This window comes from [Empedobacter] haloabium, assembly GCA_008011715.2.
Taxonomy (GTDB): Bacteria; Pseudomonadota; Gammaproteobacteria; order Burkholderiales; family Burkholderiaceae_D; genus Rugamonas; species Rugamonas haloabia.
In genome coordinates this window covers 1,044,947-1,066,082 of sequence record CP136508.1, presented here as the reverse complement: position 1 = coordinate 1,066,082, position 21,136 = coordinate 1,044,947, and the positions used below count along the sequence as shown (strand labels likewise).

Below are 21,136 nucleotides of genomic sequence, written 5' to 3'. Positions count from 1 at the left end.
TTCCTTGAGCAATAACGACGTCGACGCGCTGGTGCTGCCGATCCGGTCCGACGAGGACGTGGTACGGCTGCGCCAGTCCGTGCGCGAACAGATGATCGCCGCCGGCTTCAGCCTGATCGACCAGACCAAGATGATCACGGCGGCCAGCGAACTGGCCCGCAACACGCTGCGCTACGGCGGCGGCGGCGAAGCACACATGATGAAACTGATGAATGGCATGCGCCAGGGGATCGGCCTGACCTTCATCGACCACGGGCCCGGCATTCCGGACCTGAAGCAGGCGCTTACCGATGGTTTCACGACCGGCGGCGGCATGGGCCTCGGCCTGTCCGGCGCCAAGCGGCTGGCCGACGAATTCGACATCGAATCGGCACCCGGCCAAGGCACGACAGTAAAGATCAGCAAATGGAAACCGTTCTAGCGGCACAAGGCAGGCAGACCTGTCATCCCGTGGCCGAGGCGAGCCAGGTCGGTTCGGTGCGCCGCGCCGCGGCCGACCTGTGCGCGCGCCTGGGCTTCGACGAGACCGACGCCGGCGAGGTCGCCATCGTCGTCAGCGAGGCCGCCACCAACGTGCTGAAACATGCCGGCCATGGCGAGATCCTGCTGCGGCCACTGCGCTGCGGCGACGCGCACGGCATCGAAATCCTGGCACTGGACCGCGGCCCCGGCATCACCAGCCTGGCGGACAGCATGGCGGACGGCACCTCCACGGCGGGCAGCTACGGCGTCGGCATGGGCGCCATGCAGCGCCTGGCCTGCGAGTTCGACATCTGGAGCGCACCCGGCAAGGGCACCGTCGTCATGATGGCGCTGTGGCAGCGCGGCGCCGTGCGTCCCGAACGCGCGCTGCACTGCGGCGCGGTGTGCCTGCCGATGCGCGGCGAGGAAGTGGCCGGCGACAGCTGGGCGCTGGCCGGCGACGCCACCAGCGCCACCGCCATCGTGGCCGATGGCCTCGGCCACGGCCCGCTGGCCGCCGAGGCTTCCGAACTGGCCTGCGCGGTGGCGATGCAAGGCGCACACCAAGGCGCCGCCATCATCCTGGACGACGCCCATGCGGCACTGCGCGCCACGCGCGGCGCCGCCGTGGCAGCGGTGCGTTTCGACATGCTGCGCGACGAGCTGACGTTCGCCGGCATCGGCAACATCAGCGCGCACCTGTTCGGCGGCGACGACCGGCGCCAGCTGTTGTCGCACAACGGCATCGTCGGCAGCAATATGCGCAAGGTGCAGGAATTCGCCGCGCCGTGGGATGCGGACAGCCTGCTGGTGCTGCATTCGGATGGCCTGACGGCGCGCTGGAACCTGGGCGACTACCCCGGCTTGGCGCGCTGCCACCCGGCCGTCATCGCCGGGGTGCTGTACCGCGACTTCACGCGCGGGCGCGATGACGTGACGGTATTGGCACTGCGCGACCGCCAGGGGTGGACGCCATGAGCCTGCGCATCCTCAACCTGGCGGTGCGAGAAGAGCTGGACGTGGTGACGTCGCGCCAGCGCGCACGCCAGATCGCCCAGCTGTGCGGCTTCGCCAACCAGGATCAGGCCCGCATCGCCACCGCCGTCTCGGAACTGGCACGCAACGTCTACAACTACGCCGGCAGCGGCCGCGTCGAATTCTCGATCGAGGGCGAGACGGTGCCGCAGCTGCTGGTGATCCGCATCGAAGACCAGGGCCCCGGCATCGCCGACGTGGACCTGGTGCTGTCCGGCCGCTACCAGTCGCGCACCGGCATGGGCATGGGCATCCTGGGCGCGCGCCGCCTGATGGACCAGTTCGACATCCGCACGGGCAGCGGCGGCACCGTCGTCACGCTGAAGAAGCTGCTGCCGCACGATGCGCCGCTGGTCACCCCGGTCGCGATCGGCGCGATGGGGGCCCAGCTGGTGGCGCTCTCGCCCAACGTGACCTTGGCCGAGATGCAGCAGCAGAACAAGGAGCTGCTCGCCACCCTGTCCGAGCTGAAGACACGCCAGGACGAACTGGTGCAGCTGACGCGCGAGCTGGAGGACACCAACCGCGGTGTCGTCGCGCTGTACGCGGAGCTGGACGAGAAGGCCGACCACCTGCGCCGCGCGGACGAAATGAAGACGCGTTTCCTGTCCAATATGAGCCACGAGTTCCGCACGCCACTGAGCTCGATCCGCGCGCTGTCGCGGCTGTTGCTGGAGCGGGTCGACGGCGAGCTGACGCCGGAACAGGAAAAGCAGGTGAAGTTCATCCTGAAGGGCGCCGAGTCGCTGACCGAACTGGTGGACGACCTGCTCGACCTGGCGAAGATCGAGGCGGGCAAGATCGACGTGCGCCCGGTCGCTTTCGAGGTGGGCGACATGTTCTCGGCGCTGCGCGGCATGCTGCGCCCGCTGCTGGTCAGCAGCAAGGTCGAACTGCTGTTCGACGAACTCGCCACGCCCATCACGATGATGACGGACGAGGCCAAGCTGTCGCAGATCCTGCGCAATTTCATCTCGAACGCGCTGAAGTTCACCGAAAGCGGCTACGTGAAGGTCGGCGCGACGGTGCTGCCGAAAGGCGACGCGGTACGCTTCGACGTCGAGGACACCGGTATCGGCATCGCCGAAGAGCACCAGCAGATCATCTTCGAGGAGTTCTCGCAGGTCGAGAACCGCCTGCAGCACAAGGTCAAGGGCACGGGCCTCGGCCTGCCGCTGTGCCGCCGCCTGGCCGGACTTCTGGGCGGTTCCGTCACGCTGCGCAGCGCGCCAGGTAAGGGCTCGACGTTCTCCGCCACCATCCCGCTCGCGTACGACACGATGCCCGATCCGCTGGCGTTCCGCGGCACGCTGGCGCCGGCCGACACCGCCGGTATTCCCGTGCTGGTGGTCGAGGACGATCGTTCGACGATGCTGCTGTACCGCAGCTTCTTCCGCAACACGCCCTACCGCGCCGTTTGCGCGCGCAGCATGTGGGAAGCGGAGCAAGCCTGGGCCGCGCAGGAACCGGCCGCCGTCATCCTCGATCTCTACCTGCACGGCGAGGACAGCTGGCGCTGGCTGGCGCAGACCAAGAACGACGAGCGGCGCAAGCACGTTCCCGTCATCATCGCCTCCGAGGTCGCCGACCGCCAGAAAGCGTTCTCGCTGGGGGCCGACGCCTACCTGGCGAAACCGGTCGCACGGGAGGATCTGTTGGCACAATTGAACGCCCTGTGTCATGTACACTAGAGAAATCATGAAGGTACCCGCGCTCCCCCCTGATCCTGAACGTCGACGACACCGATGCGGCCCGCTACGCCAAGACGCGGATCCTGCAGCGCGCCGGCTTTCGCGTCACCGAAGCCGGCAGCGGCGCGGAGGCATTGGAGAAGGCACACGTCGAGGCGCCGGACCTGGTACTGCTCGACACCAAGCTGCCCGACCTGAACGGCTTCGAGGTGTGCCGCCAGCTCAAGCAGGACCCGCTCACGGCGATGGTGCTGGTGCTGCAGACGTCCGCCTCCTACCTGTCGTCGCCGGACAAGGTGCGCGCGCTGGACAGCGGCGCGGATAATTACCTGTTCGAGCCGATCGAGCCGGAGGAGCTGGTCGCCAACGTGCGCGCGCTGCTGCGCCTGGGCCGGGTGGAACGGGAGCTGCGCGAGATGGACCGCCGCAAGGACGAGTTCCTGGCCATCCTCGCGCACGAGCTGCGCAACCCGCTGGGACCGATCCGCAATGCCGTCGAGCTGCTGCGCAGTCTCGATCCGCACGCTACGCCCGCGCAGGAAAACGCGCGCCGCGTGATCTTGCGCCAGACCGACCACATGGTACGGCTGGTGGACGACCTGCTGGACGTCTCGCGCATCTCGCAAGGGAAGATCGCCTTGCGCCGCGCGCCGCTGGAGCTGTGCGCGCTGCTGCGCACCGCCGTCGAAACGGCCGAACCCAACATGGCCGGCCGCCAGCACGTGCTGACGGTGCAGCTGCCCGACCACGAGATCTGGGTCGACGGCGACAGCGTGCGCCTGGCCCAGATCGTGGGCAACCTGCTCAATAACGCTGCTAAATTCACGCCGCCGGGCGGGCGGATCACGCTGGCGGCCAGCGTGGAAGATGCGCAGGCCGTGATCCGCGTCAGCGACAATGGCATCGGCATCGATCCTGATCAGGCCGGGTCGATCTTCGACCTGTTCGCGCAGGCCGGCCATTCGCCCGACCGGGTGCAGGATGGCCTGGGCATTGGCCTCTCGCTGGTGCGCACGCTCGTCAACCTGCACGGCGGCGAAGTGCGGGTCGAGAGCCCCGGGCTGGGCCAGGGCGCCACGTTCGAGGTACACCTGCCGATGCTGGTGCGCACGCCGCAGGACGAGGCGGTCGACAGCCCCGCCGTGGAGCCGGACAAGCGCGCCGACAGCTACCGCATCCTGGTGGTGGACGATAACATCGACTCGGCCGAAATCGTCTCCGCCCTGCTGCAGTTCGCCGGTCACGACGTGCACATGGCGCACGATGGCGCCGGCGCCATCGAGGCCGCCTTGCGGCTGGCGCCGGACGTGATCTTCCTCGACATCGGCCTGCCGGACATGAGCGGCGTCGAAGTGGCGGAAAAGATGCGCGGCTATCCGCAGTTGCAAAAGACCATCCTGGTGGCGCTGACCGGCTATGGCCAGGACAAGGACCGCGCCGGCGCGATGGCGGCCGGCTTCAATCGCCACCTGACCAAGCCCGTCAACATGGAAACGCTGAACGAGACGGTGCGCGGCCTGATGCGGCCGTGATGCGATGACCGGCGCGCGCATGATTTCAATCGTCGCGCTGGCATGTTGCACGGGCTTGTACGCCAGCCCGTCATTCCCATCGGACGCATCGCCGCGGCTGCACGTCGCGCTGGCGCCGGAACGCGTGTCCGCCGCCATCCTGGCCGGGGTGGCACGCGTGCCGTCCAGCCACCCGCTGGCGCTGCGCTACCGCCAGGCCTACCCCTTTTCCCATCCGCTATTCCCGCCCGATGGCGAGCTGCGCGGCGAAACACCGACGCCGGCGTTGTCCGCCTGGCTGGCGCTGCCGCCGGCACAACGCCGCCACGATGTCGTCATCCTGCCCGCCAGCGACTACCACTGGCGCCAGGACGGCAACGACTACCGCGCCACGTTCATCGTCCACGTGGCGCCAGCCGCCGGCGGCAGCGACATCGTGATCGTGCAGTACGGCGCGCGCACGCTGCACGGCAAGTCGTTCCGGCTGCTGGGGCGGACCGGGCCGGGACGCTACCTGGACATCCGGCCCGCCGCCCCGTCGCCAGCCGCCGCCGCCGAGCTGGCTGCCTGGCTGGCCGCGTTACCGGAGCTGGCCGCGCCGGCGCGCCGCCAGCAGCCCTAGCATCCCGATCGCGAACAGCGCCACCGTACCGGGCAGCGGCACCGCCGTCGCGCCTACCTGCACGGCAAACGGCGCCACCACGGCCTCGCCGGCCTGCAGGAACACGCCACCGGCCAGCGGATCGCCGCTCCACCATTCGCCTGCCAGGGTGAACAGGCCGTTCTCGCTTTGCCCCAGCGTGGCACCGGCATCGATTTCGATGCCGTACAGGCCGGCCAGCAGGGCCGCATCGAACGCGACCGATTGCGTGGCGCCCGGTGCCAGCACGGGGAAGTCGAAGTAGGCGCCGTCCAGCGTGCCCAGCGCGATCGACGACGCCGACAGCTCGGTCGGCACGAACCAGTTGGCGGTGTCGGTATTGGTCAGGCTGTAGCCCCAGCCGACCAGCTGGCCGGCATTGCCGGTCAGGACGCCGCCGCCCGGCAGCGTCGAGAAGGTGAAGGTGAAGGGCGCGGCCTGCACCAGCGGCGCCAGCAGCATCGCCGCCGCGATGCCGGCCGCCGCGATGCCGCCGCGCAGCCGGTTGTAGTAACGAGTCAGTTTCATGGCAATCTCCTTGGAATGCGTCTTAGCGGACAATGATGGATTGCGCGTGCGACAGGCTGTAAGGCGCGCCGTCGATGTCGTTCACGCTGCCCGCTTCGGTAATGGCAAAGCGCTGCACGGTGGCCGGCACGTTGAACGTCAGCCGCACGGTGAAGTAGCCGCCCACGTCCACGTTCGGGGTGACGAACGGCAGCGCCGGCGACAGCGCCGTGTTGAGCGTGACGGTGCCGGTGCCCGCCAGGGTTTTCGGGCGGATCGAGGCGATCGTCATCGCGCGCGCCGTGCCGACGCCGGTGTTGGTGAAGCGCACGTCGACACCGATCACGCCTGGCGCCACCTGCTCCTGGCCGAGTACCTGGGCGACGAAGTTCGGCTTGCCCGGCACGGCTTCCGCGCCGGTAACGAAGTTCGTCACCGAAGCGCTGTTGCGCGAGGACGGATTGGTCGTGCTCTGCACGGCCGCCGTGATCGTGTCCGCCGTGCCCGGGCTGGCGCCGGCCGGCGCTACCAGGCTGACCACGACGTTGGCGGTTTCGCCCGATTTCAGGGTCAGCGACGACGGTGCCACGCCGGTGATGTAGTGCAGGTCGTCGGTGGCGGTCACGCCGAAGGTGTCGTCGCTGCCGTCGTTACGCACCTGGAACACCATCGTGGCCGGAACACCGGGACGCAGGTCCTGTGCCGGCGGCGCGATGACGGATACGCCCTGGGGCGTGACGGACATGCTGAACACGCGCTGGTACGGGCTGCCGGTGCTGTCGTTGCCCGTCACGTAGAGCAGGAACGGCTGCGCCGGCACGGCGAACTGGCCGAAGTACTTGCCGCCGTCGGTACCGTCGCGCTCCATCGGGATGGCGCCGATGTCGGCATACGCCTTGGTGCGCATGATGAACTGCGCGGTGGAGGCGCCCGGCGTCAGCGCGGCCACGCCATAGACCGACTGGTTCGGTGCCGGTTCGCCGTCCAGCTTGAACAGGCCCTGGTGCGGTGGCTGGCCGCCGAACTTGGCCAGGTTGAACGAAGCCAGCGCCAGCGAACCGGTGCCGGAGGCGTTGACGTACAAGGTGTCGGTCGAGCCGGACACGGTCAGCTTCCAGCGCCCGCGCTGCGGTGCGTTGACCGAGATGATGACGCCGCTCGACAGGCTCAGGTACGTGGCCGCGCTGGACGGCGTGATGACGACGCCGTTCGGGTTCACCAGCTTCACCGTCGGCAGCGCGCGCTGGATGCCGCTGACGGACACGGTCAGGCGCGTCATCGACGCATCGACCGGGATTTCATAGGTCTTCGCACTGGCGAACGTGTCGGCCACGGACAGCACCTGCACCGCGTTGTTGCGGCCCACGAGGTCGGCCAGCTGCGTGACGGTGCCCGCTTCCGACTGGTACAGCAGGAATGGCTGGCCGCCCGTTTCGGCGGCCACGCGCAGGTAACCCGGCTCGATCGGCGAGCAGCTGCCGAACAGGATCGGGAACACCTTGATTTCCTTCGACTTGGCCAGGCCGATCACGGCGCTGGCCAGGCCGGCGTCCTTGGCCGAGGCGTCGGTGTACATGAACAGGTTGCCGCTCGGGTTGGACAGCGACAGACCGTTGTACATGCCCGTCATCGCCAGTTCCGGGCAATCGTCGCCGGCGTCGGCATACAGGCCGCTGATCGCGCCCTTGAACGCATTGGCATCGTTGGTCGAGACGTTCGGGCCCGTGGACGGATCGTTGAACGGCGCCAGCACGTACTGCAGCGGCTCCTCGTCCGTGCCCAGGCGCGAGTTGACGATGCTGATCGCGGACGCGCGCACGCCGGCGATGACGCCGCCCATGCTGCCGGTGGTGTCGATCGCGAACGCCAGCGTGGGGCCTGCGCCCAGCAGGGCCTTCAGTTGCGGCTCCGTGATCTCGGCCTTGATGTCGGCCACGAACTGCTTGGTGGCCGCGATGGCCGCCGTGGCGGCGGCGTTGTGGAAGCTGCTGTGCGGCGAGATGTCGCAGTACAGCGTGTCCTTGTTGATCCCCTCGCGGAAGTAGCCCAGCGGATCGCTCGACGGCGAGCTCTTGTCCAGCGGGCCGCCGTGGCTGCACTTGAAGGGGCCGGGCTTGACCCGGTCCTCGCCGCCGTAGTAGCCGCTGGTCAGGTTCGGGGTGACGATGATCGACGAGTTGGCGCAGAAGCTGCCGGTATCGACGAAGCCCGAGCAGGCCGTCTCGGTCGGCCCCGAGAACGGCAGGCTGACGGGCCGGCCCACGCCCGGGTGGGCGCCGCTATTGCCGCTCTCGACCCAGTTGCTGTGCGAGTAGAAGTCCTGGATCGTGTGCAGCGCACTGCCCAGGTTTTCGCGCGCGCCATGGGCGTTGATCGGATCGCTGCGCAGCGCGTCCAGCACGTTGCGCTTCAGGTCCGCCAGGCGCGCCTGGGCGGCGGCACCGCTCTCGCCGTCGAAGTGCTTGGCGGAGCTGGTCTGGTCCTCGTCGACGCGGGCGTTGGCCTCGATGATCTCGTCCAGCGCCTTCTGCATCGAGTTGGTCAGCTTCGGCACGCCGAAGTAGGATTTGTCCAGCTCCTCGATGCCGCGCTGGGTGATGTCCTGGTGCGTCAGCGCGCCGTTCGACCTGGCGGTGACGAGGCACAACAGCCCGTTCTTCGGACAGAAGGCCCAGCTGCGTTGCGCCATCAGCAGGCTCAGCGCGAGCAGCGCCAGCAGGCACAACAGCTGGCGATGTAAGTGGTTGACTTGCGGTCTCATAGTATCTCCCTAGTGGTGCCCAAGCAGGGCTGAGAGCTTTGCAGCAACCTTCGTGCCACGGCCACGCCCAGAGGGAACGCCTGTGCGACTGTAAAAAAATCCGACACTTTGACGGCCGTCAGGGAACCGTCGCACGACTTGCTGCGTTAGAATGCCCCGTTGCTTTTTGTCACCCAACGGCCGTCACGAGCGGCCGCCTCCAGACCGGAACCACATGCGCCTACCCATCCCTCTCCTGCCGGCCGCCCTGCTTGCCGCCATCGTTGTCACCCCTGCCCTGGCCTTCACCCCCGTCACGCTCGACCAGGCCATGGCCCATCCCGACTGGATCGGCACACCCGTCGAAAGCGCCTGGTGGAGCTGGGACAGCAGGACCGCCTACTACAAGCAGAAGCGCGCCGGTTCGCCGCTGCGCGACACGTTCGCGGCCGGCACCGCGCCGCGCAAGGTGGGCGAGGCGGAACTGGCCGACCTGGACGCGCCCACCCTGGTCTACAACCGCGAGCGCAGCCGCGCCGTCATGCTGCGCAACGGCGACCTGTTCGAGCGCGACCTGAAGACGGGCACGCTGACGCAGATCAGCCGCAACACGACGGCAGCCGCCGACCCGCAATATTCCAGCGACGGCCGTGCCGTTCAGTTCCGCGTGGGGCACGACTGGTTCAGCTGGAACCGGGCCGAGCGCCTGGTCGCTCCGCTGGCGCTGCCGCGCACGATGAAGGACCCGGCCGCCGAGCCGGACGAGGACTACCTGCGCGCCATGCAGCTGCGCCTGATCGCGACGCTGAAGCGGCAAAAGGACGAGCGCGACGCCAGCCGCGCGCAGACCGAAGCGGAGCGGCGTGCCGACGCCACGCGGGCACCGGCGCCGATCTACCTGGGCGAGAAGATCGTGATCGATGCCAGCGCACTGTCGCCGGATGGCCGCTGGCTGCTGCTGGCCACGTCGCCCAAGTCGGCCGAGAACGGTCGCGTCGGCAAGCTGCCCCGCTACGTGACGGAATCCGGCTACGAGGAATTCGACGACCAGCGCACGCGCGTGGGCCGCAACCTGCCGCTGGCACAAACCTTGAAGCTGGTCGACCTGCGCAGCGGCTCGTTGCGCGACATCCCGCTCGACGCATTGCCAGGCATCGCCACCGATCCGCTGGCCGCAATGCGCGCGGCACGCAAGCTCGAACCCGTCAAGGGCAACCGCGCCGTGCGGCTGGACGACGACGAAGGCAATGGCATCGCCTGGAGCGGCGACGGCAGCCAGGTGGCGCTCAGCATCCGCGCCGTCGACAACAAGGACCGCTGGATCGCCTCGGTCGACCTGGCCAGCGCGCGCCTGAAACCGCTGCACAGGTTGACGGACCAGGCCTGGATCAACAACAGCTACAACGAATTCGGCTGGCTGCCGGACAACCGCACCTTGTGGTTCCTGTCCGAGGAAACCGGTTACTCGCATCTGTATACGCTGGGCGCCGACGGCCGCCAGCGCGCCCTCACCAGCGGCAAGTGGGAAGCGACGCAGGTGACGTGGAACAGCGACGGCTCGGCGGCCTGGGTCATGTGCAACCGCCGTACGCCGGGCGAGTACGAAGTGTGTGCGGTATCGCCCAAGGATGGCGGCGTGCGCGAGGTGACGCGCCTGGACGGCGGCGTGGAAGAGTTCTCGTTGTCGCCCGACCAGCGCCGGCTGCTGGTGCGCTGGTCGGCTTCCTACGTGCCGGCCCAGGCGGCCATCGTGCCTGCCGCCGGCGGCGAAGCCGTCAAGCTGACCGACACGCGCAGCGCCGCGTTCAAGGCGCGCGAATGGATCGTGCCGCAGTTCGTGGCGGTCCCGTCGACGCATGGTGGCCAGCCCGTGTGGGCCAAGCTGTACCGCCCGGCGACGCTGGAACCGGGCCGCAAGTACCCGGTCGTGATGTTCGTGCACGGCGCCGGCTACCTGCAGAACGTCAGCAAGCGTTACCCAGTCTATTTCCGCGAGCAGATGTTCCACAACCTGCTGGTGGAGAAAGGCTACATCGTGCTGGACATGGATTACCGCGCGTCGAAAGGCTACGGGCGCGACTGGCGCACGGCCATCTACCGCCAGATGGGGCACCCCGAGCTGGAGGACTACGTGGACGGCGCGCGCTGGCTGGCCGCCCACCACCAGGGCGACATCGACAAGGTGGGCATCTACGGCGGCAGCTACGGCGGCTTCCTGACGTTCATGGCGCTGATGCGCGAGCCGGAGCTGTTCAAGGCCGGCGCCGCGCTGCGTCCGGTGACGGACTGGACCTCGTATAACCACGGCTACACGGCCAACATCCTGAACACCCCTGACCTGGATCCGGAAGCGTACCGGGTGTCCTCGCCGATCGAATACGCCGACCGCCTGAAAGGCCACCTGCTGATCGCCCACGGCATGGTGGACGACAACGTGTTCTACCAGGACTCGGTGCGGATGGCGCAGCGGCTGATCGAACTGAAGAAGGACCACTGGGAGCTGGCCAGCTACCCGCTGGAGCGGCACGCGTATGTGCAGCCGGAGAGCTGGTATGACCAGTACCGCCGCATCTTCCAGCTGTTCGAGCGGACGTTGAAATAAGCCCACCGTTGGCGCGTCAGGCTTTGGGTCTGTCCCTCCGGGACTGACCCCGGTTTTAATCCGGAACGCCGGCTGCGCGATAAAAACCGGGGTCAGTCCCCATGCGGGGACAGACCCCAACCCCGGCAGCTTTACCCCAGCAAATCCGCCAAGGTCAACGCCACCACCTTGGTCGCCCGCCGCAAATCCTCCAGCAGCAGCCGCTCATCCGCCTTCTTTGCATTCGACTCCGGCACCGTGCGCGGGCCGGCGCCGTACAGCACCGCCGGGATGCCGCGCTCACCGTACAGCCGCGCATCGGCATACAGCGGCGTGCCGACGGCCGGAATCGTCTCGCCCAACACCGCCTCGGCATTCTTCTGCAACGCCGCCACCAGCGCCTGCGAGCCCGGCAACGGCCGCAGCGCGTGCGACAACAGCAGGCGCCGGATCTCCAGCCGGATACCCGGCACGTCACGCACCGCGTCCTCGATCAGCTGGCGCACCTGCGCCTCGACCGCGACGGGGTCCTCCTCGGGAATCATGCGCCGGTCCATCTTCATCACGACCTTGCCCGGCACCACGTTGGTATTGGTACCGCCATCGATGCGGCCCACCAGCATGGTCGGCGAGTCGATGCCGGCCACCTGTGACTTGATCTTCTTCAGTTCGGGCAGCTGGCCATAGATCGCGTTCAGGATCTTCGTAGCCGCCTGCAGCGCATCCACGCCCGTCTCGGGCATCGCGCCGTGGCCGGACTTGCCGTGCACGGTGATCTCCAGCTGCAGGCAGGCGTTGTGCGCGGTGACGATCTGGTAGGAGAAGCCGGCCGCGATGACCATGTCCGGCCGCGTCACGTTCTGCTCGAGCAGCCAGCCGGGGCCCAGCAGGCCGCCGAATTCCTCGTCGTAGGTAAAGTGCAGTTCGATACCGCCTCTCAAAGGCACGCCCAGCGCTTCCAGCGCGCGGGTGGCGAAGATATAGGTGGCGAAGTCGCTCTTCGACACGGCGGCCGCGCGGCCGTAGATGTAGCCGTCCTCGATCACGCCGCCGTAGGGCGGATAGGTCCAGTTGTCGCCGGGCGGTACCACGTCGCCATGCGCGTTCAGCGCCACCGTCGGGCCGCCGGCGCCATACGGACGGCGCACCACCAGATTGGTGATGCTCTCCATGCCGTAGTCGCGCACCGTGGCTTCTGGCACCACGTGCTTCTCGGCCTGCCAGCCGTACTGCTGGACCAGTTGCGCCACCATGTCGGCGTGGGGGGCGTTGTTGCCCGGCGGGGTATCGGTGGGCACGCGCAGCACCTGCTGCAGCAGGGCCACCTGCTCGTCGAAGTGGGCGTCGATCCAGTCGTTGATCTGCTGTTGGCGATTCATGTTCATTTTGCTCCTGCCGCGAACCAGGCGGCGATCTGGCCGCGTTCCGCGTCCGTCATATTGGTGAGATTCCCGATCGGCATGGCTTTCAGCTCGACGACCTGCTTGTGGATCTGCGCCGCGCGCTGGCGGATCTGCTCAGGCGTGTCGAACATCACGCCGGCCGGCGCGGTGGCGAAACCTGGCTGCGTGGGCTTGGCCGCATGGCAGGACAGGCAGCGCTGGTCCATGATGGCTTTCACTTGCGCGAACTGCGCGGCCGCGTCGACACCGGCCGCACCGGCCGCGCTGGCGGCGGGCCGCTGCGGCGCGATCGCCACGGCGACCGTCAGCAGCAGCGCCACACCGATGGCCGGGTAGCGCCACTCCACGCGGCCCTTGTGGCGCAGGTTGAAGAAGTGGCGAATGAAGACCCCGGCCGCCATGATGAAGGCCAGCACCAGCCAGGCATGCGCGTGCTGGTACGTCATCGCGTAGTGGTTGCTGATCATGATGAACAGCACCGGCAGGGTAAAGTAGTTATTGTGGACACTGCGCTGCTTGGCGCGGATGCCGTGGATCGGGTCAGGCTTGCCGCCGGCCTGCATCGCGCTGACCATCTTGCGCTGCCCTGGAATGATCAGCATGGCCACGTTGGCCACCATGATCGTGCCGATCATCGCGCCCACGTGGATGTAGGCGGCGCGGCCGGACAGCAGGTGGGTCAGGCCATAGGCGGCCGCCACCAGCAGCAGGAAGATGACGACGCCGAACCACAGGTCGTGCCGGCCCAGCGGCGAGCGGCACAGCAGGTCGTAGACGACCCAGCCGGCGACGAGGAAGCCCAGGCCCGTGCCGACGGCCTGCAGCGAGGTCAGGTCGGCCACCGATTTGTCGATCATCATCGCCTGGGCATTGAAGTAGTACGCAATCGTCAACAGCGCGAAGCCGGACAGCCAGGTCGAATAGGCCTCCCACTTGAACCAGTGCAGCTCCTTCGGCAGCTCGGCCGGTGCGACCAGGTACTTCTGCGGATTGTAGAAGCCGCCGCCATGCACGGCCCACAACTCGCCCATCACGCCCTTTTTCGCCAAGTCGGAGCCCGGCGCGGGTGGCCGGATCGAGTTGTCCAGCCAGACGAAGTAGAACGACGCGCCGATCCAGGCGATGCCCGTGATGATGTGCAGCCAGCGCACGAGAAGGTTGAGCCATTCGAGGCCGTACGGGATCAGGTAGCCGAAAACTTCCATGTAAATCCTTTGTTTGGTGGGCGCGGCATTGGCGATGGCTATAGCTACCGCAGTTTATAGAAGATAAACGCGAACGGTATCGAACTCATGACTTTTCGCGTATATTCGACATATTCACAACCATATAGCGACGTTCGCCGATGTCCAGCCTGCCGCAACACCTCGACCTGCACCTGATCCGCATCCTGTACCTGCTGCTGGTCGAGAAAAACGTGTCGCGCGTGGCGCTGAAACTGAACCAGCCGCAACCTTCCATTTCGGCCTCGCTGCGCAAGCTGCGCGAGCTGACCGGCGACCCGCTGCTGGTGCGCGGCGCGCGCGGCATGGTGCCCACCCAGCACGGCGAGAGCCTGCTGAAACCCGCGAAGCGCATCCTGGACGAGACCGAAAGCCTGTTCGTCAAGAAGACGCCGTTCGTGCCGCAGGAGGAAGCGCGCACCTTCCACATCGCCGCGCCGGACTACCTGGACAGCCAGTTCCTGCCGAACGTGGTGGCGCTGCTGCGGCGCGGCTCACCGAAAAGCCGCGTCGTCATCCACAACCTGGGGCCGGGAATCGACTACATCCGCATGCTGTCGGACGGCGACATGGACCTCGTCATCGCCAACTGGGACGAGCCGCCGCAACACCTGCACATCTCCAAGCTGTTCGAGGACCCCATCATCTGCGCGATGCATGCCGCCAGCCCGTACGCCAAGCGCACCGCCAGCGACGCGATGACGTTGCAGGACTACCTGACGCTGCCGCACGTGGCGCCGTCGCAGATGCTGCCGGGCTATGGCGGCGTGATCGACTCGTTCCTGGAGCGGCAGAACCTGCGCCGCAACGTGGTCGTGGAATCGGCCTATTTCGGCCTGATCCCCTATATGCTGACGCAGACCGACCTGGTGCTGACGACCGGCCGCCAGTTCCTGCGCTTCTATGAAAAGACGCTGCCGCTGAAGACGTTCACGGTACCCGTCAAGTTCCCGCCGATGCGCTTCTACCAGCTGTGGCACGAGCGCGTGCACCAGGCGCCCGAGCACAAGTGGCTGCGCGACCAGGTCACGGCGGCGGCGAAGGGGCTGGCGCCGAAGTAGCTGCGCCATCATCACCGCGTACAGATAAGAGCTATATACCAGCTCCGACCCGGCGCTGGCCACCTGGCGCTATCATCGCCGTTCACCATGGGATACCTGCGATGACGACCACCCTCTCCGAACTGAACACCTGCCCCCTGCCCGCCTTCGTCGACACGCTGCGCGGCATCTATGAACATTCGCCGTGGATTCCCGAGCGCGCGGCGGAACAAAGGCCATTCGCCACCGTCACGGCGCTGAAGCAGGCCTTGCAGGCCGTGGTGACGCAGGCATCCAGGGACGAGCAACTGGGCCTGATCCGCGCCCACCCCGAGCTGGCCGGCAAGGCCGCCGTGCGGGGCGAGCTGACCGCCGAGTCCACCGGTGAACAGGCCGCCTCCGGCCTGAACCTGTGCAGCTCGGAGGAATTCGCCACGCTGCACCGCCTGAACGCGGACTACAACGCGAAATTCGGCTTCCCGTTCATCCTGGCCGTGAAGGGCCCGACCGGCAAGGGCTTGAGCCGCCAGGCCGTCATCGCCACCTTTGCGCGCCGGCTGAAAAACCAGCCGGCGGCCGAGATGGCCGAATGCCTGCGCCAGATCCACCGCATCGCCGAGATCCGCCTGAACGAGCTGCTGGCCGTGCAGCTGCCGTACGGCCCGCGCATCATGCAGTGGGCCGAAGAGCTGGCGCAATGGAGCGACGACGCCGATGGCCTGACCTGCGCCTACCTGACGCAAGCGCACCGCCGCACGGCCACGCAGCTGGCCGAGTGGATGCGCGCAGCGGGCATGCAGGTGACGATCGACGCCGTCGGCAACGTGGTGGGCCGCTATCCGTGCGACGCGCCCGAGGCGAAGACACTGATCACCGGCTCGCACTACGACACGGTGCGCAACGGCGGCAAGTACGACGGTCGCCTGGGCATCCTGCTGCCGCTGGCCATCGTGCACGAGCTGCATGCCCGTGGCGAGAAGCTGCCTCACCACCTCGAAGTGATCGGCTTCGCGGAAGAAGAAGGCGTACGTTTCCGCAGCACCTTCCTGGGCAGTAACGCCGTTGCGGGCCGCTTCGACATGGACCTGCTGGAGGCGGCGGACGCCGCCGGCGTGACGATGCGCGACGCGCTCGTCGCCGCCGGCCACGATCCCGCCGCCATTCCCGCCATCGCGCGCGACCCGGCCGGCGTGCTGGCCTATGTCGAGGTGCACATCGAACAGGGTCCGGTGCTGCTGGAGCGCGGCCTGCCGCTGGGCGTCGTCACGGCGATTGCCGGCAGCTCGCGCTACCTGGTCGAACTGACCGGGCTGGCCAGCCATGCCGGCACCACCCCCATGACGATGCGCCAGGATGCCGCCGCCGCGGCCGCCGAGATCGTGCTGCTGGTGGAGCAGCGCTGCGGCGGCGTGCCCGCGCTGGTCGGCACTGTCGGCCAGCTGCAGGTGCCGAGCGGTTCCGTCAACGTCGTTCCCGGCGCCTGCAGGCTGTCGCTCGACATTCGCGCAGCCGACGATGCGGTGCGCCTGGCCGCCGTGGACGACATCCTGCGCGGCATCGAGGCGATCTGCGCCCGCCGTCGCATCGAATTCGCGCTCGAGCCGATCGTGCAGGCCGCCGCCGCGCCCTGCGCGCCGTGGCTGATGGACCAGCTCGGGGCCGCCGTCGAACGCCAGGGCTTGCCGCGCTTCGACCTGCTGTCCGGCGCCGGCCATGACGCGATGGCCATGGCGGCGCTGACGGACGTCGCCATGCTGTTTACCCGCTGCGGCAATGGCGGCATCAGCCACAACCCGCTGGAGACGATGACGGCGGACGATGCCGACCTGGCTGCGCAGGTGCTGCTGGACTTCCTGCGCGGCTTGCGCCGCCCGTGAACCTCAGGCGCCTGCCAGCACCAGGTGGGCGCCGACCAGCAGCAGGACCAGGAACAGGCAGCGCCGGAACACTCGCGGCTGCAGGTGCCGGCGCAAGCGCTGCCCCAGCAGCAGGCCAGCCAGGGCAGGCAACTGCGCCAGGAACGAGGCGCCGGCGGCAGCGGGCTGCCACGCATCGTGCGCCGCCAGCACGACGGCCAGCGCCAGCGTCGATACCGAGAACGACAGTCCCATCGCCTGTACCAGTTCCTCCTGATCCAGCTCCAGCGCCTGCAAGTAGGGTACGGCAGGCAGCACGAACACCCCGGTCGCCGCCGTCAGCACGCCGGTCGCCGCCCCCATCAGCGGTGCCAGCCAGGGCTCTTGCCGTGCCGGCACCGACCACGCCACCTCGCCCAGGCCCAGCAGCCCATACAGCACCAGCGCCAGACCCAGCACGACGCCGCCGCCCTGCGTCTGCAACAGCAGCGCGCCGCCGGCCAGTGTGCCCAGGCAGATCCCGGCCATCATGCCGCGCAGTCGCAGCCACAGCGGATACAGCGGCCGGCCGGACAGTACTTGCCAACCGTTCGTCAACAACGAAGGCACGACCAGCAGCGCGGCCGCTTCCATCGGCGCCATGACGAGGCCCAGCAGTCCCATCGCCACCGTGGGCAGGCCCATGCCGGTGGCACCCTTGACCATGCCGGCGAGGAGGAAGACGACGGCGACGTAAACGATGTGGGTGGCGAAGTAGGCATCCATGGCCGCAGTGTGCCAGTCGCCCGCGGTGGCGAAAATGTGGAATATACTGGCGCTGCCTTCGTCTTCCCCGAAGGCTGAGGACATCCATGCGCTTCGACCTGACCGACCTGAAACTGTTCCTGCGCGTGGCGGAAAGCGGCAGCATCACGGCCGGCGCCGCGCACGCCCACCTCGCACTGGCCTCCGCCAGCGCCCGCATCCGCGGCATGGAGGATGCGCTGGGGGTGCCGCTGCTGGCGCGTAAGCGCCGCGGCGTCGAGCCGACCGAGGCCGGGCGCACACTGCTGCATCATGCGCGCCTGATCACGCAGCAGATGGAGCGCATGCGTGCCGACCTGGGCGAGTACGCCACTGGCTTGAAAGGTCACATCCGGTTGTTGTCGAACACCTCGGCGCTGACCGAGTTTTTGCCCGATACGCTGGCCTCGTTCATGGCGGCCCATCCGCACGTCAATGTCGACCTGGAAGAGCGCCTCAGCACCGACATCGTCGAGGCCATGCGGGAGCGGCTGGCCGATATCGGCATCGTCACGGACGCGGTGGACAGCAGTGGCCTGGAGACGCGCCTGTTCAAGGAAGACCGGCTGGTGCTGGCGCTGGGGCCGGGCCATCCGCTGGCAAAGGGATTGCGGCGCAACGCGGCATTGCCGTTCGCCCGTTGCGTCGAGCATGACTTCATCGGCCTGGCCGGCGACAGCGCGCTGACGCAGTACATCGGCGAGCAGGGCCTTCGGCTGGGGCACCGGCTGCGCTACCGCGTGCGCCTGCGCAGCTTCGATGCGATCTGCCGGATGGTGGCCAGCGGTGCCGGGCTGGCCGTGCTGCCCGAGTCGGCCGCCGTGCGTTCGCGCGATGCGGCCAACCTGAAGATCGTGCGGCTGACCGACGCGTGGGCGCGGCGGCGGCTGTTGCTGTGCATGCGCAGCTATGCCGAGCTGCCGGGGTATGCGCGCGAGCTGGTCGATATTCTGGCGGCGCCGGCCTGACACCAGGGGTTCATCGTCGGTTCACACGACCCCGGCCCGCTCCAGCATCGCATGCAGCAGCACATTGCACCCGGCCTCGAGGTGCTCAGGCTTGGCATCCTCGATCTCGTTGTGGCTGATGCCGTCCTTGCACGGCACGAAGATCATGCCGGAAGGCGCCAGCCGCGCGGCATAGATCGCATCGTGGCCGGCGCCGGACACCACGTCCATCGTCGAATACCCCAGCCGCGCCGTCGCGTTGCGTACGGCGCCCACCACGTCCGGGTGGAACGGGCAAGGCGGATAGTACGACACCCGCTCCAGCTTGATCTCCAGCCCCGTCTCGGCGGCCGTGCGTTCGACGAACGCCACCATCTCCTCGTGCATCGTGTTGAGCAGCTCGTCGCTGACGTTGCGCAGGTCGATGCTGAACTTGACCTGGCCGGGGATCACGTTGCGGCTGTTCGGGAACACCTGCATCATGCCCACCGTGCCGCGGCCGTACGGTGGATAGCGGTTGGCGATGGCGACGACCTCCGGGATGATCCGCGCGGCCACCTGCATCGCGTCGCGGCGCAGGTGCATCGGCGTCGGCCCCGCGTGTGCCTCCATCCCGCCGACGGTGCAGTCGTACCACGACAGGCCCATCACGGCCGGCACCACGCCGATCACCTTGTCGGCGTCCTCCAGCACCGGGCCCTGCTCGATATGGGTCTCGAAGTAGGCCCCGATCGGATGGTCGCCCGGCACCTGCGTGCCCTTGTAGCCGATCCGCTCCAGCTCCTCGCCCACGCTCTTGCCTTCCGTGTCGCGCGCCGCATACGCGTGCTCCAGGGTGAACGCACCGCAGAACACGCCGGAGCCCATCATCACGGGCACGAAGCGCGATCCTTCCTCGTTGGTCCAGAACGCGACCTCGATCGGCGCCCGCGTGCGGATGCCGCGGTCGTTCAGGGTGCGCACCACTTCCAGCCCGGCCAGCACGCCGTAGTTGCCGTCGAACTTGCCGCCGGTGGGCTGCGTGTCGATATGGCTGCCCGTGACCACCGGCGGCAGCGTGTTGTCGGTGCCGTCGCGCCGCATGAACACGTTGCCGATCTGGTCGATCGTGATGCTCATGCCGGCCGCCTTGCCCCAGCCGACCACCAGGTCGCGGCCCTGGCGGTCCAGGTCCGTCAGCGCCAGGCGCTTGACGCCGCCCTTCTCGGTGGCGCCGATTTGCGCCAGCTCCATCAATGCGTCCCACAGCCGTTTGCCGTCCACACGCAGGTCGGCCAGCGCCTCGCCCTTCCAGATATCGTTCATGTCGTTCTCCTGTCAACCTGCAGAGACGGGGACGAAGGCCGGACGGTCGATATGACGTCCGGCGCCCTCCACCGCCATCAGCTCGCCCCGATGGAACACTAGCTTGCCCGCGGCAATCGTGCTGCTGGGGATGCCCTTCACAGTACGTCCTTCGAAGACATTGAAGCCGCCTTTCGCATGCTGCGTGGCCTTCGATATCGTGCGGGTGCCGGCCGGGTCCCACACCACGAGGTCCGCATCCGAACCGGCCGCGATCACGCCCTTGCGCGGGTAGATATTGAAGATCTGCGCCGCGTTGGCCGACGTCACGCGCACGAACTCGGAAGGGGTCAGCAGCCCCTTGTTGACGCCCTCGTCCCAGATCACGGCCATGCGGTCCTCGACACCGCCGCAACCGTTCGGGATCTTCGTGAAATCGTTGCGCCCGGCCGCCTTCTGCTCGGCGCAGAAGGTGCAGTGGTCGGTGGCGGTCGTGTGCAGGTTGCCGCCCTGCAGGCCCTGCCAGAGCGCGCGTTGGTGTTCCTTGCTGCGGAACGGTGGGCTCATCACGTGGCCTGCCGCGACCTCGAAGTCGGGATGCTGGTACACGCTGTCGTCGATCAGCAGGTGCCCCGCCAGCGCCTCCCCGTACACGCGCTGGCCCAGCGCGCGGGCGCGCGTGATGGCATCCAGTGACTCCTTGCACGACACGTGCACGATGTACAGCGGCGTGTGCAGCACGCTGGCGATGGCGATGGCCCGGTTGGCCGCTTCCGCTTCCACGGCTGGAGGACGCGACAGCGGGTGCGACGACGGTCCCGTCAGTCCCTGCTTCAGCAAATCCTGCTGCAACTGGTAGACCAGTTCGCCGTTCTCCGCGTGTACCGTGGGGATCGCGCCCAGCTCCAGCGAACGGCGGAAACTCTTCACCAGCGTCTCGTCGTCGGCCATGATCGCGTTCTTGTACGCCATGAAGTGCTTGAAGCTGTTGACGCCATGCTTGCGTACCAGCTCGCCCATCTCCTCGTGCACCAGGTCCGACCACCACGTGATGGCGACGTGGAAGGTGTAGTCGCCGGCCGCCTTGGCCGCCCAGCCGCGCCATTGGTGATAAGCCTCCAGCAGCGATTGCTGCGGGTTCGGGATGACGAAGTCGATGATCGTCGTGGTGCCGCCGGCCAGGCCGGCCGCCGTGCCCGTGAAGAAGTCGTCCGCCGTCACCGTGCCCATGAACGGCAGGTTCATGTGCGTGTGCGGGTCGATCCCGCCCGGCAGCACGTACTGGCCGCCGGCATCGATCACCTGCGCACCGGCCGGGGCCTCCAGCTGCTCGCCCACCGCCACGATCTTGTCGCCCTCGCACAGCACGTCGGCCCGGAAGGCGCGGTCCGCGTTGACCACGGTACCGCCGCGTATGAATACTGTCATGTTGT

General features: G+C 67.9%; 16 protein-coding genes. 9 read left to right on the top strand and 7 right to left on the bottom strand.

Features of this window, described 5'->3' with window-relative positions:
- The first annotated feature begins 4 nt into the window (after nucleotides 1-4).
- The 5 genes from E7V67_004785 to E7V67_004765 are packed head-to-tail and all read left to right on the top strand — an operon-like array spanning nucleotide 5 to nucleotide 5,321.
- Nucleotides 5-421: an anti-sigma regulatory factor gene (locus E7V67_004785; GenBank protein ID WUR14424.1), complete on the top strand. Its 417-nt coding sequence runs from the start codon at nucleotides 5-7 to the stop codon at nucleotides 419-421.
- A complete protein-coding gene (locus E7V67_004780; GenBank protein ID WUR14423.1) occupies nucleotides 406-1,440 on the top strand; it encodes an ATP-binding SpoIIE family protein phosphatase in 1,035 nt (344 codons plus the stop codon). The genes E7V67_004785 and E7V67_004780 overlap by 16 nt, the downstream gene beginning before the upstream one ends.
- Nucleotides 1,437-3,188 (top strand): ATP-binding protein, encoded by a 1,752-nt coding sequence (locus tag E7V67_004775; protein WUR14422.1) that lies wholly within the window; start codon nucleotides 1,437-1,439, stop codon nucleotides 3,186-3,188. The genes E7V67_004780 and E7V67_004775 overlap by 4 nt, the downstream gene beginning before the upstream one ends.
- 29 nt (nucleotides 3,189-3,217) lie before the next feature.
- Nucleotides 3,218-4,720 (top strand): response regulator, encoded by a 1,503-nt coding sequence (locus E7V67_004770; protein ID WUR16229.1) that lies wholly within the window; start codon nucleotides 3,218-3,220, stop codon nucleotides 4,718-4,720.
- Nucleotides 4,721-4,739: 19 nt separating this feature from the next.
- A complete protein-coding gene (locus E7V67_004765; protein WUR14421.1) occupies nucleotides 4,740-5,321 on the top strand; it encodes a hypothetical protein in 582 nt (193 codons plus the stop codon).
- Here E7V67_004765 and E7V67_004760 read toward each other — a convergent pair.
- Together E7V67_004760 and E7V67_004755 are read right to left on the bottom strand one after the other, a co-directional pair.
- A complete protein-coding gene (locus tag E7V67_004760; GenBank protein WUR14420.1) occupies nucleotides 5,280-5,867 on the bottom strand; it encodes a PEP-CTERM sorting domain-containing protein in 588 nt (195 codons plus the stop codon). The genes E7V67_004765 and E7V67_004760 overlap by 42 nt on opposite strands.
- A gap of 22 nt (nucleotides 5,868-5,889) precedes the next feature.
- Nucleotides 5,890-8,607: a hypothetical protein gene (locus E7V67_004755; protein ID WUR14419.1), complete on the bottom strand. Its 2,718-nt coding sequence runs from the start codon at nucleotides 8,605-8,607 to the stop codon at nucleotides 5,890-5,892.
- Between the two features lie 214 nt (nucleotides 8,608-8,821).
- Here E7V67_004755 and E7V67_004750 point away from each other — a divergent pair, with 214 nt between their 5' ends.
- Nucleotides 8,822-11,188 carry a S9 family peptidase gene (locus tag E7V67_004750; protein WUR14418.1) on the top strand — a complete coding sequence of 789 codons (2,367 nt, stop codon included), beginning with the start codon at nucleotides 8,822-8,824 and terminating at the stop codon, nucleotides 11,186-11,188.
- Between the two features lie 131 nt (nucleotides 11,189-11,319).
- Here the strand turns inward: E7V67_004750 and E7V67_004745 are convergent, their stop codons facing one another.
- Nucleotides 11,320-12,552, bottom strand: a complete 1,233-nt coding sequence (locus tag E7V67_004745) for a M20/M25/M40 family metallo-hydrolase (protein ID WUR14417.1) — start codon at nucleotides 12,550-12,552, stop codon at nucleotides 11,320-11,322.
- On the bottom strand, nucleotides 12,549-13,775 hold the full coding sequence (locus tag E7V67_004740; GenBank protein WUR14416.1) for a urate hydroxylase PuuD: 1,227 nt from the start codon (nucleotides 13,773-13,775) through the stop codon (nucleotides 12,549-12,551). The genes E7V67_004745 and E7V67_004740 overlap by 4 nt, the downstream gene beginning before the upstream one ends.
- 140 nt (nucleotides 13,776-13,915) lie before the next feature.
- Here E7V67_004740 and E7V67_004735 point away from each other — a divergent pair, with 140 nt between their 5' ends.
- Together E7V67_004735 and E7V67_004730 are read left to right on the top strand one after the other, a co-directional pair.
- Nucleotides 13,916-14,854, top strand: a complete 939-nt coding sequence (locus tag E7V67_004735) for a LysR family transcriptional regulator (GenBank protein ID WUR14415.1) — start codon at nucleotides 13,916-13,918, stop codon at nucleotides 14,852-14,854.
- Between the two features lie 101 nt (nucleotides 14,855-14,955).
- Nucleotides 14,956-16,710: an allantoate amidohydrolase gene (locus E7V67_004730; GenBank protein ID WUR14414.1), complete on the top strand. Its 1,755-nt coding sequence runs from the start codon at nucleotides 14,956-14,958 to the stop codon at nucleotides 16,708-16,710.
- A gap of 3 nt (nucleotides 16,711-16,713) precedes the next feature.
- Here the strand turns inward: E7V67_004730 and E7V67_004725 are convergent, their stop codons facing one another.
- Nucleotides 16,714-17,538, bottom strand: a complete 825-nt coding sequence (locus E7V67_004725; GenBank protein ID WUR14413.1) for a sulfite exporter TauE/SafE family protein — start codon at nucleotides 17,536-17,538, stop codon at nucleotides 16,714-16,716.
- Between the two features lie 2 nt (nucleotides 17,539-17,540).
- Here E7V67_004725 and E7V67_004720 point away from each other — a divergent pair, with 2 nt between their 5' ends.
- Complete coding sequence (locus E7V67_004720) at nucleotides 17,541-18,440, top strand: LysR substrate-binding domain-containing protein (protein ID WUR14412.1); 900 nt, start codon at nucleotides 17,541-17,543, stop codon at nucleotides 18,438-18,440.
- A gap of 21 nt (nucleotides 18,441-18,461) precedes the next feature.
- Here the strand turns inward: E7V67_004720 and E7V67_004715 are convergent, their stop codons facing one another.
- The gene (locus E7V67_004715) at nucleotides 18,462-19,724 is read right to left on the bottom strand and encodes a Zn-dependent hydrolase (GenBank protein ID WUR14411.1); all 1,263 of its coding nucleotides are present in this window, start codon (nucleotides 19,722-19,724) and stop codon (nucleotides 18,462-18,464) included.
- A gap of 12 nt (nucleotides 19,725-19,736) precedes the next feature.
- Nucleotides 19,737-21,131 (bottom strand): dihydropyrimidinase, encoded by a 1,395-nt coding sequence (gene hydA / locus E7V67_004710; protein ID WUR14410.1) that lies wholly within the window; start codon nucleotides 21,129-21,131, stop codon nucleotides 19,737-19,739.
- Between the last annotated feature and the right edge of the window lie 5 nt (nucleotides 21,132-21,136).